The sequence below is a fragment of the Neisseria sp. DTU_2021_1001991_1_SI_NGA_ILE_055 genome (assembly GCF_032342915.1).
Classification (GTDB): Bacteria; Pseudomonadota; Gammaproteobacteria; order Burkholderiales; family Neisseriaceae; genus Neisseria.
In genome coordinates this window covers 703631-719129 of sequence record NZ_CP135440.1, presented here as the reverse complement: position 1 = coordinate 719129, position 15499 = coordinate 703631, and the positions used below count along the sequence as shown (strand labels likewise).

Sequence of the window (15499 nt, the reverse complement as noted above, 5' to 3'; positions counted from 1 at the left end):
CATATGACAAGATGTGTATCCACCTTAACTTAATGATTTTTACCAAAATCATTAGGGGATTCATCAGGGTTGAGCCACCTCCGCGCTTCATCAGAAAACTGAAGGAACCTCCATTGAATCGAACTAATATTTTTTTTGGTGAATCGCATTCTGACTGGTTGCCTGTCAGAGGCGGAGAATCTGGTGATTTTGTTTTTCGACGTGGTGACGGGCATGCCTTCGCGAAAATCGCACCTGCTTCCCGCCGCGGTGAGCTCGCTGGAGAGCGTGACCGCCTCATTTGGCTCAAAGGTCGAGGTGTGGCTTGCCCCGAGGTGATCAACTGGCAGGAGGAACAGGAGGGTGCATGCTTGGTGATAACGGCAATTCCGGGAGTACCGGCGGCTGATCTGTCTGGAGCGGATTTGCTCAAAGCGTGGCCGTCAATGGGGCAGCAACTTGGCGCTGTTCACAGCCTATCGGTTGATCAATGTCCGTTTGAGCGCAGGCTGTCGCGAATGTTCGGACGCGCCGTTGATGTGGTGTCCCGCAATGCCGTCAATCCCGACTTCTTACCGGACGAGGACAAGAGTACGCCGCAGCTCGATCTTTTGGCTCGTGTCGAACGAGAGCTACCGGTGCGGCTCGACCAAGAGCGCACCGATATGGTTGTTTGCCATGGTGATCCCTGCATGCCGAACTTCATGGTGGACCCTAAAACTCTTCAATGCACGGGTCTGATCGACCTTGGGCGGCTCGGAACAGCAGATCGCTATGCCGATTTGGCACTCATGATTGCTAACGCCGAAGAGAACTGGGCAGCGCCAGATGAAGCAGAGCGCGCCTTCGCTGTCCTATTCAATGTATTGGGGATCGAAGCCCCCGACCGCGAACGCCTTGCCTTCTATCTGCGATTGGACCCTCTGACTTGGGGTTGATGTTCATGCCGCCTGTTTTTCCTGCTCATTGGCACGTTTCGCAACCTGTTCTCATTGCGGACACCTTTTCCAGCCTCGTTTGGAAAGTTTCATTGCCAGACGGGACTCCTGCAATCGTCAAGGGATTGAAACCTATAGAAGACATTGCTGATGAACTGCGCGGGGCCGACTATCTGGTATGGCGCAATGGGAGGGGAGCAGTCCGGTTGCTCGGTCGTGAGAACAATCTGATGTTGCTCGAATATGCCGGGGAGCGAATGCTCTCTCACATCGTTGCCGAGCACGGCGACTACCAGGCGACCGAAATTGCAGCGGAACTAATGGCGAAGCTGTATGCCGCATCTGAGGAACCCCTGCCTTCTGCCCTTCTCCCGATCCGGGATCGCTTTGCAGCTTTGTTTCAGCGGGCGCGCGATGATCAAAACGCAGGTTGTCAAACTGACTACGTCCACGCGGCGATTATAGCCGATCAAATGATGAGCAATGCCTCGGAACTGCGTGGGCTACATGGCGATCTGCATCATGAAAACATCATGTTCTCCAGTCGCGGCTGGCTGGTGATAGATCCCGTCGGTCTGGTCGGTGAAGTGGGCTTTGGCGCCGCCAATATGTTCTACGATCCGGCTGACAGAGACGACCTTTGTCTCGATCCTAGACGCATTGCACAGATGGCGGACGCATTCTCTCGTGCGCTGGACGTCGATCCGCGTCGCCTGCTCGACCAGGCGTACGCTTATGGGTGCCTTTCCGCAGCTTGGAACGCGGATGGAGAAGAGGAGCAACGCGATCTAGCTATCGCGGCCGCGATCAAGCAGGTGCGACAGACGTCATACTAGATATCAAGCGACTTCTCCTATCCCCTGGGAACACATCAATCTTACCGGAGAATATCGTTGGCCAAAGCCTTAGCGTAGGATTTCGCCCTCTCCCGCAAACGACCCCAGTAAGAATAATCTCATGATGACTGAAGACACACGTCCCTTGGTGCAAGTGGTTGCCGGGATTTTGCTCGACCAAAACGGCCGCTACCTGCTCAGTTCCCGCCCGGAGGGCAAGCCGTATGCCGGCTATTGGGAATTTGCCGGCGGCAAGGTGGAAGCTGGCGAAAGCGATTTTCAAGCCTTGCAACGCGAGTTTGAAGAAGAACTCGGTATCCGTATCCTTGCCGCTACGCCGTGGCTGACCAAAGTCCATTCCTACGAACACGCACATGTACGCCTGCATTTTTTATGGGTGGAAGCCGACCAATGGACGGGCGAAATCCAATCGAGGGAAGGGCAGAAATGGGCATGGCAAAAGGCTGGGGATTTTACCGTTGCGCCGATGTTGCCAGCCAATAGCGCATTATTGCGTTCTTTATCCATTCCGCGCCGGCTTCAAGGCCGTCTGAAAAGCGGCTTGAGCGGTCAAAACAACATGGGCGAATATCATGTTGCGCCATATGGATTGGCTCATCAAAGCGCATCTGCCGTATTGTTGGAATTTGCCGATTGGCAGCAAGGCAAACCTATAGAAGCGCTCAGTGTGTGGCCAATCATTGAAAATGCTGAACAATGGCGGCAGGTGCAAAATGCGGATGCCGTTGTTTGGAAAGTGGCTGACGAAGCGGCCGCCGGGCAAGTTGCGGATATTTTGGCGCAAGGCGTGGCGATGCCGCTGATTGTGGCAGCTCCGGAAAGTCTGGTTTCCATTTATCGCGAACAGTGGCAGAGCATGGGTGCGCATGCCGTTTTGACCGATAATGACATTGAGGCCGTCTGAAATGAGTAAAAATCAAAAGCTTTTGATTGCCGCTGTTTTACTGATTGTGTTTGCGGCGGCCAAACTGCTGCTCTTGGATTGGTGGCAGCAACAGCAATCAAAAACGAAAGTAGTCGAATGTAATTTAACACAAGGCTGCGTCCTGCCTGACGGTTCAAAAGTACGCGCAACATCCATCAATACGCACGAGCCGTTTGATATCGTGATAGAGAATGTTCCGCGAAATACGGGCGCGGTCAGTATCAGTTTCAGCATGAAAAACATGGATATGGGCTTCAACCGCTATAATCTGGCGCAACAATCTCCGCGAAGCTGGCAGGCTTTGCAAATCCGCTTGCCGTTTTGTGTCGAGGGCCGCCATGATTACACTGCCGATATTACCGTCGGCAAACAGACTTTTCAGACGGCATTTAGCGCGAAGTAGCCATCCGATAGAGGCCGTCTGAACGGCCATAGGCTAAAAAAATCTAATTTTTTGGATAACGTATTTAAAAATTCCTTATAAATGAATTAATTATAAATTATTTTTTGATGGATTGTTTACAATCATTCTGACTATAAACCAAAAATACAAAACGGACAGAAGCCAGGCTACATCAGGGTTTGATGTAGCAGGGACTGTCCGCTTTTTACATTTGTTGCAAAAAAATCGTTTATTAATAACTGAATTTTTTATAATTTTTTTGAAAAAAGTGTTTGACAAGACCGGTTTTATTTTTTAAATTTGTTTCCATAAATAAAAACTACATCGCACTACAAAGGAACATCATCATGAATCTGTATCAAACCACTCTCTCTTGTTATAGATTTTCTCCCGTCTCTGCTGCTCCCGTCGCTGCCAGCTTATTGGCAGTCGCGACGGTCTGAAGGCTCTCGACCCGAATCCAGTTTCTGCATTTCCACAAACACTTCTGGTTTTAAAACTTCTTGTCCCCTGTTGCATTCATATACTGATTAATAATATTTAAAAAACAAATACCTCCGCTTCAGCCTTATTGTATTTATTGGTTTTGATAACTATTTGTATTTATTGATTTTAAATTTTCAGATGGTTGATAATTGAAATTTTACAGGCCGTCTGAAAACAGTTTTCAGAATAATTGTTTATTTTTAAACGGTTCGTTTCAGGTTGTGAAAAAACCGAGCCGTCCGATTAATACTGATGAAAAAAGTCTATAAAGGAGAAATATGATGAGTCAACACTCTGCCGGAGCACGTTTCCGTCAAGCCGTGAAAGAATCGAATCCTCTTGCCGTAGTCGGTTGCGTCAATGCTTACTTTGCACGATTGGCCACCCAAAGCGGTTTCAAGGCGATTTATCTGTCCGGCGGCGGCGTGGCAGCCTGCTCTTGCGGTATCCCTGATTTGGGCATTACCACAATGGAAGATGTGCTGATCGACGCACGACGCATTACGGACAACGTGGATACGCCTTTGCTGGTGGACATCGATGTGGGTTGGGGCGGGGCATTCAATATCGCGCGTACAATTCGCAACTTTGAGCGCGCCGGTGTTGCAGCGGTTCACATCGAAGATCAGGTAGCACAAAAACGCTGCGGCCACCGTCCGAACAAAGCCATTGTTTCTAAAGATGAAATGGTCGACCGTATCAAAGCTGCCGTCGATGCGCGCGTTGATGAGAACTTCGTGATTATGGCGCGTACCGATGCGCTGGCGGTGGAAGGTTTGGATGCCGCCATCGAACGCGCCCAAGCTTGCGTTGAAGCCGGTGCAGACATGATTTTCCCTGAAGCCATGACCGATTTGAACATGTACCGCCAATTTGCGGACGCGGTGAAAGTCCCTGTGTTGGCGAACATTACCGAATTTGGTGCAACGCCGCTTTATACCCAAAGCGAGCTGGCTGAAAACGGCGTATCGCTGGTGCTGTATCCGCTGTCATCATTCCGCGCCGCGAGCAAAGCCGCTTTGAATGTTTATGAGGCGATTATGCGCGACGGCACGCAGGCGGCGGTGGTAGATACCATGCAAACCCGTGCCGAGCTGTACGAGCATCTGAACTATCATGCCTTCGAGCAAAAACTGGATAAATTGTTTCAAAAATAAGTAACCGCTTTCAGACGGCCTTTCAACAAATCCGCATCGGCCGTCTGAAAAATAAAACCCATAAAAATACAAAGGAGAAATACCATGACTGCAACTACTCAAACCCCGACCTTCAAACCTAAAAAATCCGTTGCGCTTTCTGGCGTTGCGGCCGGTAATACCGAATTGTGTACCGTTGGCCGTACCGGTAACGATTTGAGCTATCGCGGTTACGACATCTTGGATTTGGCACAAAAATGCGAGTTTGAAGAAGTCGCCCACCTGCTGATTCACGGCCATCTGCCCAACAAATTTGAGCTGGCCGCTTATAAAACCAAGCTCAAATCCATGCGCGGCCTGCCTATCCGTGTGATTAAAGTTTTGGAAAGCCTGCCTGCACATACCCATCCGATGGATGTGATGCGTACCGGCGTATCCATGCTGGGCTGTGTTCACCCCGAACGTGAAAGCCATCCGGAAAGTGAAGCGCGCGACATTGCCGACAAACTGATCGCCAGCCTCGGCAGCATCCTCTTGTACTGGTATCAATATTCGCACAACGGCAAACGCATTGAAGTTGAAAGCGACGAAGAGACCATCGGCGGTCATTTCCTGCACCTGTTGCACGGCAAACGCCCAAGCGAATCACACATCAAAGCCATGCACGTTTCACTGATTCTGTATGCAGAACACGAGTTCAATGCTTCTACCTTTACCGCCCGCGTGATTGCCGGTACGGGTTCGGATATGTATTCCTGTATCACCGGTGCAATCGGCGCGTTGAAAGGTCCGAAACACGGTGGTGCGAACGAGGTGGCTTACGATATTCAAAAACGCTACCGCAATGCCGACGAAGCCGAAGCCGACATCCGCGAACGCATCGGTCGCAAAGAAATCGTGATCGGTTTCGGTCATCCGGTGTACACCATTTCCGACCCTCGCAACGTTGTCATTAAAGAAGTGGCACGCGGTTTGAGCAAAGAAACCGGCGATATGCGCCTCTTTGACATTGCCGAACGTTTGGAAAGCGTGATGTGGGAAGAGAAAAAAATGTTCCCGAATCTGGACTGGTTCTCCGCCGTTTCCTACCAAAAATTGGGCGTACCGACCGCTATGTTCACACCGCTGTTCGTAATTTCCCGTACAACCGGTTGGAGTGCACACGTTCTCGAGCAACGCAAAGACGGCAAAATCATCCGTCCGAGCGCAAACTACACAGGCCCTGAAGATTTGGCATTCGTGGAGATTGAAAACCGCTGATACGCGTAACAGCAGGGTGGGCCGCCTGCCCGCCCATCTCGAAATGCCGTTTGAAAACAATGAATAAATTAAGTTTTCGTTTTTCGACGGCCTAGTGCAGTATGCGAGAGAGAGAGCCGGCCGTTTGGAAAACATGCTGCTCTGCTGTCGTCATTCCCATACAGGCAGAAATTCAACAATTGAAATGTTCTGCTGTAAAGAGTGCTGAAAGATTTAAGTTTGGATTTCCGTCTATACGGGAATGATGGTAGCAGAGCGGCAATTTTTTTTCATACCGCGAATAGATTTCAAATCACAAGCAATAAAACCGAATTTATGGTTTCAGACGGCCTGAAGGTCCGAATCAACAGGCCGTCTGAAACCCCAAAACCAAAAAAAGAATAGATTTAGGAGAACCGACATGACTGCCAACCAACGCTACCGTAAAGCTTTGCCCGGTACGGATTTGGAATATTACGACGCGCGTCAGGCGTGTGAAGACATCAAACCAGGCTCTTACGACAAGCTGCCTTATACAAGCCGCATCTTGGCTGAGAACTTGGTCAACCGCGCAGACAAAGTTGACCTGCCTACGCTGCAAAGCTGGCTGGGTCAGCTGATTGAGGGAAAACAGGAAATCGACTTCCCTTGGTATCCCGCGCGCGTGGTGTGTCACGATATTCTGGGTCAGACAGCGTTGGTGGATTTGGCAGGTCTGCGCGATGCAATTGCCGAAAAAGGCGGCGATCCTGCCAAAGTGAATCCGGTGGTGCAAACACAGCTTATCGTCGACCACTCTTTGGCCGTTGAATGCGGCGGGTACGATCCTGATGCCTTCCGCAAAAACCGCGAAATCGAAGACAGACGTAACGAAGACCGTTTCCACTTCATCAACTGGACAAAAACCGCATTTGAAAATGTGGACGTGATTCCGGCGGGTAACGGCATTATGCACCAAATCAACTTGGAAAAAATGTCGCCGGTTGTCCAAGTTAAAAACGGTGTGGCATTCCCTGACACCTGCGTCGGTACTGACTCACATACGCCGCACGTCGATTCATTGGGCGTGATTTCCGTAGGCGTGGGCGGTTTGGAAGCCGAAACCGTGATGTTGGGCCGTGCATCCATGATGCGTCTGCCTGATATTGTCGGCGTTGAGCTGACCGGCAAACGCCAGCCAGGCATTACTGCCACTGACATCGTGTTGGCACTGACCGAATTCTTGCGTAAAGAACGCGTGGTTGGCGCATTTGTCGAGTTTTTCGGCGAGGGCGCAAGAAGCCTGTCTATCGGCGACCGTGCCACCATTTCCAACATGACCCCTGAGTTCGGCGCAACTGCCGCGATGTTCGCCATCGACGAGCAAACCATTGATTATTTGAAACTGACCGGCCGCGACGACGCGCAGGTGAAATTGGTGGAAACCTACGCTAAAACCGCAGGATTGTGGGCAGATGCCTTGAAAACCGCCGTTTATCCGCGCGTATTGAAATTTGATTTGAGCAGCGTAACGCGCAATATGGCAGGCCCGAGCAACCCGCACGCGCGTTTTGCCACCGTCGATTTGGCCAGCAAAGGCTTGGCTAAACCTTACGAAGAGCCTTCAGACGGCCAAATGCCTGACGGCGCGGTCATTATCGCCGCGATTACCAGTTGTACCAATACTTCCAATCCGCGCAACGTTGTCGCCGCCGCGCTCTTGGCACGCAATGCCAACCGCCTCGGTTTGAAACGCAAACCGTGGGTGAAATCTTCGTTTGCCCCCGGCTCAAAAGTAGCCGAAATCTATTTGAAAGAAGCAGGCCTGCTGCCTGAAATGGAAAAACTCGGCTTCGGTATCGTTGCCTTCGCCTGCACCACCTGCAACGGCATGAGCGGCGCGCTGGATCCGAAAATCCAGAAAGAAATCATCGACCGCGATTTGTACGCCACCGCCGTACTGTCAGGCAACCGCAACTTCGACGGCCGTATCCATCCGTATGCGAAACAGGCTTTCCTCGCTTCGCCTCCGTTGGTCGTCGCCTATGCGCTGGCAGGCAGCATCCGTTTCGATATTGAAAACGACGTACTCGGCGTTTCAGACGGTCGCGAAATCCGCCTGAAAGACATCTGGCCGACCGATGAAGAAATCGATGCCGTCGTCGCCGAATATGTGAAACCGCAGCAGTTCCGCGACGTGTATGTACCGATGTTCGACACCGGCAAAGCGCAAAAAGCCCCGAGCCCGCTATACGACTGGCGTCCGATGTCCACCTACATCCGCCGCCCGCCTTACTGGGAAGGCGCATTGGCAGGGGAACGTACATTAAGAGGTATGCGACCGCTGGCGATTTTGCCCGACAACATCACCACCGACCACATTTCACCGTCCAACGCGATTCTGGCGGCGAGTGCGGCGGGCGAATATCTGGCGAAAATGGGTTTGCCCGAAGAAGACTTCAATTCCTACGCCACCCACCGTGGCGACCACCTCACCGCCCAACGCGCCACCTTCGCCAATCCCAAATTGTTTAACGAAATGGTGAGAAACGAAGACGGCAGCGTACGCCAAGGTTCGCTGGCACGCGTTGAACCCGAAGGCCAAACCATGCGCATGTGGGAAGCCATCGAAACCTATATGAACCGCAAACAGCCGCTCATCATTATTGCCGGTGCGGACTACGGTCAAGGCTCAAGCCGCGACTGGGCTGCAAAAGGCGTACGCCTCGCCGGCGTGGAAGCCATCGCCGCCGAAGGCTTCGAGCGCATCCACCGCACCAACCTCATCGGCATGGGCGTGTTGCCGCTGCAATTCAAACCCGGCACCAACCGCCACACCCTGCAACTGGACGGCACGGAAACCTACGATGTTGTCGGTGAACGCAAACCGCGCGGCGACCTGACCCTCGTGATTCATCGTAAAAATGGCGAAACTGTCGAAGTCCCCGTTACCTGCCGCCTTGATACTGCAGAAGAAGTGCTGGTGTACGAAGCCGGCGGCGTGCTGCAACGGTTTGCACAGGATTTTTTGGAAGGGAATGCAGCGTAAGGTAAATCGGGCATCGTCAAAATGCCCGGGCTACGCTCAAAAAGGTTTTCAGACGGCCTTGAATGTTTGAGAGGCTGTCTGAAAAAACCATACTAAAAATACAAAGGAGAAACCAAAAATGCCGCAAATTAAAATCCCCGCCGTTTACTACCGCGGCGGTACATCTAAAGGCATTTTCTTCAAACGCACCGATCTGCCTGCCGCTGCGCAGGAAGCAGGCGAGGCACGCGACAAAATCTTGTTGCGCGTACTCGGCAGTCCCGACCCTTACGGCAAGCAGATAGACGGTTTGGGTAATGCCAGTTCGTCCACCAGCAAGGCGGTGATTTTGGACAAGTCCGAACGTGCCGACCACGACGTTGATTACCTTTTCGGGCAAGTTTCCATCGACAAACCTTTCGTCGATTGGAGCGGAAACTGCGGCAATCTGACCGCCGCTGTGGGCGCATTTGCCATCGAACAAGGCTTGGTCGATAAATCCAAAATCCCTTCAGACGGCCTGTGTACTGTCAAAATTTGGCAGAAAAACATCGGCAAAACCATCATCGCCCATGTGCCGATGCAAAACGGCGCGGTTTTGGAAACAGGTGATTTTGAGCTAGACGGCGTTACGTTTCCGGCAGCCGAAGTACAAATCGAATTTCTTGATCCGGCCGACGGCGAAGGCAGTATGTTCCCAACCGGCAATTTGGTCGATGAAATTGATGTGCCGAATATAGGCCGTCTGAAAGCCACGCTTATCAATGCCGGCATTCCAACCATTTTCTTGAATGCCGCGGATTTGGGCTATACAGGCAAAGAGTTGCAAGACGACATCAACAACGATGCCGCGGCTCTGGAAAAATTTGAAACCATCCGCGCGTATGGTGCGCTGAAAATGGGTTTGATCAGCGACGTATCCGAAGCTGCTACGCGCGCCCATACTCCGAAAGTCGCTTTTGTCGCCCCTGCGGCCGATTACACCGCTTCAAGCGGCAAAACCGTCAAAGCTGCCGACATCGACTTATTGGTACGCGCACTGAGCATGGGCAAATTGCACCACGCCATGATGGGTACTGCTTCAGTTGCCATCGCTACCGCCGCCGCCGTGCCCGGTACGCTGGTCAACCTTGCAGCCGGAGGCGGAGCGCGTAAAGAAATCCGTTTCGGTCATCCGTCAGGCACACTGCGTGTCGGTGCCGCCGCCGAATGTCAGGACGGACAATGGACGGCCACCAAAGCGGTCATGAGCCGTAGCGCACGCGTGATTATGGAAGGACAAGTCCGAGTGCCGGAAGATTGCTTTTAAGTTTTCAGACGGCCGCGCTATTTAACAAGGCCGTCTGAAAACCCAATAAGCAGATTTTAGTCAGGTAGCGATACTTGCAATGAAGTCTAGGGTTGGGCATCAAGCCTGACTAAGTACCAAACCAAAGGCAATCCGGAAAGCGTTCGCTTTTCAGACGGCCTGAAACCAAAAAAACAATCAAAAATTCAAAGGAGAAACACTATGTCCAACCAACTCATTCTTGTTCTGAACTGCGGCAGCTCTTCGCTCAAAGGTGCCGTTATCGACCGTAAAAGCGGTAAAGTTCTCTTAAGCTGTCTCGGAGAACGTTTGGGTACGTCCGAAGCAATCATTACGTTCAGCAAAGACGGTAAAAAATGCCAAGCTCCCTTGGCAGGGCGCAACTGCCACGCCGGTGCAGTGGGCATGCTGTTGAAAGAGCTTGAAAAACACGGCTTGCACGACCGCATCAAAGCCATCGGCCACCGCATTGCCCACGGCGGCGAAAAATACAATGAATCTGTTTTGATCGACCAAGCGGTCATGGACGAACTCAAAGCCTGCATTCCGCTCGCTCCGCTACACAACCCTGCCAATATCAACGGTATTTTGGCCGCGCAAGAGCATTTCCCCGGTCTGCCCAATGTCGGCGTGATGGATACTTCGTTTCACCAAACCATGCCGGAGCGTGCCTACACTTATGCCGTTCCGCGTGAATTGCGCAAAAAATACGCTTTCCGCCGCTACGGCTTCCACGGTACCAGCATGCGTTACGTTGCCCCTGAAGCCGCACGCATCTTGGGCAAACCGCTGGAAGACATCCGCATGATTATTGCCCACTTAGGCAACGGCGCATCCATTACCGCCATTAAAAACGGCAAATCCGTTGACACCAGTATGGGCTTCACGCCGATTGAAGGCTTGGTAATGGGCACACGTTGCGGCGACATCGATCCGGGCGTATACAGCTATCTGACTTCCCATGCCGGTTTGGATGTTGCCCAAGTTGATGAAATGTTGAACAAAAAATCAGGATTGCTCGGTATTTCCGAACTTTCCAACGACTGCCGTTCTTTGGAAATCGCTGCGGATGAAGGCCATGAAGGCGCACGTTTGGCCCTGGAAGTCATGACCTACCGCCTTGCCAAATATATTGCTTCGATGGCTGTGGCTTGCGGCGGCGTAGATGCGCTCGTATTTACCGGCGGTATCGGCGAAAACTCGCGCAACATCCGTGCTAAAACTGTTTCCTATCTTGATTTCTTGGGTCTGCACATCGACACCAAAGCCAATATGGAAAAACGCTACGGCAATTCAGGCATTATCAGTCCGACCGGTTCTTCTCCGGCTGTTTTGGTCGTGCCAACCAATGAAGAGCTGATGATTGCCCACGATACGGCGCAGTTGGCCGGCTTTTTGGAAGAAGTAGGCTAGGGCAGTATAAATAAAAAAGTGCGGATTCATCATCCGCACTTTTGCATTGCATCTCAAATTAAGCCACTTGGGTTTGATGCTCGTCGCCGTTGCGTTCACGAATAACGCCCAAACGGTAAACGGTTTCGCCTTGTTCGCTCAAGAAAGCTTGTACTGCATCAGCATCTTCTTTAGCAATAATAACGACCATGCCGATACCGCAGTTGAACGTACGGTACATTTCTTGGGTTTCCACATTGCCCGCTTTTTGCAGCCATTGGAACAGTTTAGGCAGTTCCCACGCTTTGGCATCGATTTGCGCAACGGTATTTTCAGGCAAAACGCGAGGTACGTTTTCGGTAATGCCGCCGCCGGTAATATGGGCCATGCCTTTAATGGTGAATTTTTCCAAAGCGGCAAGGATAGGTTTCACATACAGGCGGGTAGGGGCGATGATGGCTTCACGCAAAGTTTTGCCGTTGTCGAATTCTGCATCCAAATCGGGATTGTCGCGCTCGATGATTTTGCGTACCAAAGAGTAGCCGTTGGAGTGTGCACCGTTGGAAGCCAAGCCCAAAACAACGTCTCCGGCCTGAATGCTGCGGCCGTTAATCACGCGTTCTTTTTCAACCACGCCGACGGCAAAACCGGCCAGGTCGTATTCGCCTTCGGGATACATGCCCGGCATTTCGGCTGTTTCACCGCCAATCAAAGCGCAACCGGATTCTTTGCAGCCTTGGGCAATGCCTTTAATCACATCAGTCGCGCGGGCAACATCCAGCTTGCCGCAAGCGAAATAGTCCAAGAAGAACAAAGGTTCTGCGCCTTGAACCAAAATGTCGTTGACGCTCATGGCAACCAAATCGATGCCGACCGTATCGTGTTTGTCCCAGTCGAATGCCAGTTTCAGCTTGGTGCCGACGCCGTCCGTACCGGAAACCAATACCGGATTTTTGTATTTCTTGCCGATTTCGACCAAAGCGCCGAAACCGCCCAAATCACCCAACACTTCAGGGCGCATAGTACGTTTGGCAAAAGGTTTGATGTTTTCGACCAGTTGATCGCCTGCGTCGATATCCACGCCTGCGTCACGATAGCTCAAAGAAGTGCTCATTGGATTTCCTTATTCGGGTATGGGTAGATTGTCGGAGCGTATTTTATCTTAAATTGGAGGATTCAGGCTGAATTTTTTGGCGTTATTGTTAACAATTTTATTTTGCCTTGATTGGTGCCGTACTTTCAGACGGCCTTTGTGAATCTGTTATACTGCTTATTTATTTTGAAAACCTTAAACATCAATTGGGAAATACCTTTTTATGTATCAAAAGAAAGAGCGTGGCGCAAAACCGTGGGTAATTATGGCTTGCGTCGTTGCAGCCTTTATTTGGCTTTTATATGCCTTGGGCGATGTTTTGACGTCGTTTATCGTGGCCGCCGTTTTAGCCTATGTTTTGAATCCCTTGGTCGAATGGCTGCAATTGAAGCGTATCCGCCGCGCACCGGCATCTATGATTGTCATGGTACTGGCTTTGCTGATATTGCTGGCGTTGGTGCTGATTATCGTGCCTATGTTGCTGAACCAGTTTAATAATCTGGCCGAACGCCTACCGCAGATTGTGGGTTTTGTTCAAAACAAACTGCTGCCGTGGCTCAACAGTATCAGTGGAGACTATATTCAGATTGATCACGCTTCGATGATTACTTGGTTGCAATCGCATGCGAATGAGTTGAGCAATACGCTCAAAGCATGGATTCCTATCCTGATGCGCCAAAGCGGCAACGTCATCAGCGGCGTCAGCAATTTGGTATTGCTGCCTTTACTGCTGTATTACTTCTTGTTGGATTGGAAACGCTGGTCTTCCGGAATCAGCAAATTGGTTCCGCGTCGTTTTATCGAGACCTACACGCGTATCAGCAGCAATATGGACGAAGTTTTGGGTGAGTTTCTGCGCGGCCAGCTGATGGTTATGATGATTATGGGCTTGGTTTATGGCTTGGGCTTGATGTTGGTCGGTTTGGATTCCGGATTTGCCATCGGTATGATTGCCGGTATTTTGGTATTTATTCCGTATTTGGGTGCATTTACCGGCCTTTTGCTGGCGACAGTTGCCGCGCTTTTGCAATATGGCTCATGGCAGGGCTTATTGATGGTCTGGGCTGTATTCGGTGTCGGACAATTCTTGGAAAGCTTTTTCATTACGCCTAAAATCGTCGGCGACCGCATCGGTTTGTCTCCGTTCTGGGTAATTTTCTCGTTGATGGCTTTCGGGCAACTGATGGGTTTTGTCGGTATGCTTGCCGGCCTGCCGCTTGCCGCCGTTACGCTGGTTTTATTGCGTGAAGGCGCATCTGCTTATTTCGGCAGCCATTTCTACAAACATAAATAAATCGATGATATTAAGGCCGTCTGAAATCCAAGTTTCAGACGGCCATTGATAATAAAGGAAGTCTATATGTTAGCCATTATCGGCGGCAGCGGCTTGACCAAACTGCCAGAGCTCGAAATTACCGAACGGAAAATCGTACGCACCCCTTACGGCTTAACCAGCAGTCCTATTTTATTCGGCAGGTTGGGGCGCTTGGACATTGTTTTCCTTGCCCGACACGGCTTCAGCCATACCATCGCGCCGCATGAAATCAACTACCGCGCCAATATCTGGGCGCTACACTCTTTAGGCGTTGAAAACATCATTGCCATTTCTTCAGTCGTCGGCATCAATCCCGATTTTGAAAACGGCAGCCTGGTGCTGCCGGACGATTTGATCGACTATACTTATGGCCGCAAAGATACCTTTTTTGAAGGCCAAGAATGCCCGGTCGTCCATACCGATTTTTTCAACCCTTATAGCAATGAGTTGCGGCAAGAATTATTGAACATCACAAAAGCACACAATGTGCCGATTTACGACTCCGCCGTTTATGGCTGCCTGCAAGGCCCACGCCGCCCGACCCATGCCGAAATCGCCCGTTATCGCCGCGACGGCGTAGATGTACTCGGGATGACCGGTATGCCAGAAGCCGTTTTGGCCAGGGAGTTGAAAATGGCCTATGCCCACTTTTGCAGCGTCAGCAGCATTGATTGTTTTGATAATGGAAAAGGGAATGAAGGCTGTAACGAACAGGTTTCTATGACAATGACCAAAATCCGACAGTTATTGAATGGTTTGTAATTGATAATGCCGTCTGAAATGAGGTTTTCAGACGGCATTGTTTATTTAAGAAGCCGTTTCGCGCGCCCAGTAGGGCAGAGAGGCTTTTTGTTTGCGGAACGAGGCAAGTTGCATACCCCGACATTTTTCAAAAATCAATTCAACCCCGCTTTGCAAGTGCAAAATTAAATTGGTATGCGTTTCCGTTTTAATAAAATCGATATTGCGTTGCACCAAACGTTGAATGACGGCATACACATCAAGGCAGCCATTTGCGAAAAACCACGGATTCAACTTTACCCAACGGCCGCCGCTTAAGGCCGCATCAGGTTGAAAATCAGCACGAATCTGAGTCAGCCGATTGTCGGAAAAATGCAGCTCGATGTCGCCATAAAGCCAAATATTCCAGCCTTTTTGTACCAACAAGCCTTTAGGGACGCAATCAGGCGCAGGGAACATCTGCAAAATAGACTCCGCAGATTGTCCGATTTCCAAATAATCAAACCGGCCGGTATACAAAAAATCATAAATATCAACGGCAATAGGGAAATGGTAACGCATGGCAACAACCATAGAAAAGCAATTAACCAAGCTATCTTAAACTTAAAATATAATGAAATCAATTCCTATTATTATTTAATTAATATAAGAAAGGCCGTCTGAAATTCCAGACGGCCTT

13 protein-coding genes are annotated in these 15499 nt (G+C 50.7%); 11 read left to right on the top strand and 2 right to left on the bottom strand.

Annotated elements, in window-relative coordinates:
* Window positions 1-113 precede the first annotated feature (113 nt).
* From aph(3'')-Ib to RRV97_RS03285, 9 genes are all read left to right on the top strand, one after another.
* Window positions 114-917: an aminoglycoside O-phosphotransferase APH(3'')-Ib gene (gene aph(3'')-Ib / locus RRV97_RS03325; protein ID WP_001082319.1), complete on the top strand. Its 804-nt coding sequence runs from the start codon at window positions 114-116 to the stop codon at window positions 915-917.
* On the top strand, window positions 917-1753 hold the full coding sequence (locus RRV97_RS03320; RefSeq protein ID WP_000480968.1) for an aminoglycoside O-phosphotransferase APH(6)-Id: 837 nt from the start codon (window positions 917-919) through the stop codon (window positions 1751-1753). The genes aph(3'')-Ib and RRV97_RS03320 overlap by 1 nt, the downstream gene beginning before the upstream one ends.
* A 124-nt stretch (window positions 1754-1877) precedes the next feature.
* Window positions 1878-2678, top strand: coding sequence for an NUDIX domain-containing protein (locus RRV97_RS03315; RefSeq protein ID WP_315612228.1), 801 nt, complete (start codon window positions 1878-1880; stop codon window positions 2676-2678).
* A gap of 1 nt (window position 2679) precedes the next feature.
* The gene (locus tag RRV97_RS03310) at window positions 2680-3102 is read left to right on the top strand and encodes a hypothetical protein (protein ID WP_314058906.1); all 423 of its coding nucleotides are present in this window, start codon (window positions 2680-2682) and stop codon (window positions 3100-3102) included.
* Window positions 3103-3869: 767 nt separating this feature from the next.
* The gene (prpB, locus tag RRV97_RS03305) at window positions 3870-4745 is read left to right on the top strand and encodes a methylisocitrate lyase (protein ID WP_254345551.1); all 876 of its coding nucleotides are present in this window, start codon (window positions 3870-3872) and stop codon (window positions 4743-4745) included.
* 84 nt (window positions 4746-4829) lie between these two features.
* Window positions 4830-5984: a 2-methylcitrate synthase gene (prpC, locus tag RRV97_RS03300; RefSeq protein WP_049335196.1), complete on the top strand. Its 1155-nt coding sequence runs from the start codon at window positions 4830-4832 to the stop codon at window positions 5982-5984.
* 400 nt (window positions 5985-6384) lie between these two features.
* Window positions 6385-8991 (top strand): Fe/S-dependent 2-methylisocitrate dehydratase AcnD, encoded by a 2607-nt coding sequence (acnD, locus tag RRV97_RS03295; RefSeq protein ID WP_315611978.1) that lies wholly within the window; start codon window positions 6385-6387, stop codon window positions 8989-8991.
* 118 nt (window positions 8992-9109) lie between these two features.
* Window positions 9110-10279, top strand: coding sequence for a 2-methylaconitate cis-trans isomerase PrpF (gene prpF, locus RRV97_RS03290; RefSeq protein ID WP_315611977.1), 1170 nt, complete (start codon window positions 9110-9112; stop codon window positions 10277-10279).
* A 201-nt stretch (window positions 10280-10480) separates the two neighbouring features.
* A complete protein-coding gene (locus RRV97_RS03285; protein ID WP_315611976.1) occupies window positions 10481-11692 on the top strand; it encodes an acetate kinase in 1212 nt (403 codons plus the stop codon).
* 58 nt (window positions 11693-11750) lie between these two features.
* On the opposite strand, the gene purM is transcribed toward RRV97_RS03285, so the two are convergent.
* On the bottom strand, window positions 11751-12785 hold the full coding sequence (purM, locus tag RRV97_RS03280) for a phosphoribosylformylglycinamidine cyclo-ligase (protein WP_315611975.1): 1035 nt from the start codon (window positions 12783-12785) through the stop codon (window positions 11751-11753).
* Window positions 12786-12987: 202 nt separating this feature from the next.
* Between purM and RRV97_RS03275 the strand changes: the two genes are divergently transcribed.
* A complete protein-coding gene (locus RRV97_RS03275) occupies window positions 12988-14058 on the top strand; it encodes an AI-2E family transporter (RefSeq protein WP_315611974.1) in 1071 nt (356 codons plus the stop codon).
* Between the two features lie 66 nt (window positions 14059-14124).
* Window positions 14125-14841 carry an S-methyl-5'-thioinosine phosphorylase gene (locus tag RRV97_RS03270; protein ID WP_188212017.1) on the top strand — a complete coding sequence of 239 codons (717 nt, stop codon included), beginning with the start codon at window positions 14125-14127 and terminating at the stop codon, window positions 14839-14841.
* 45 nt (window positions 14842-14886) lie between these two features.
* Here the strand turns inward: RRV97_RS03270 and RRV97_RS03265 are convergent, their stop codons facing one another.
* Window positions 14887-15381: a hypothetical protein gene (locus RRV97_RS03265; RefSeq protein WP_070822153.1), complete on the bottom strand. Its 495-nt coding sequence runs from the start codon at window positions 15379-15381 to the stop codon at window positions 14887-14889.
* Window positions 15382-15499 lie beyond the last annotated feature (118 nt).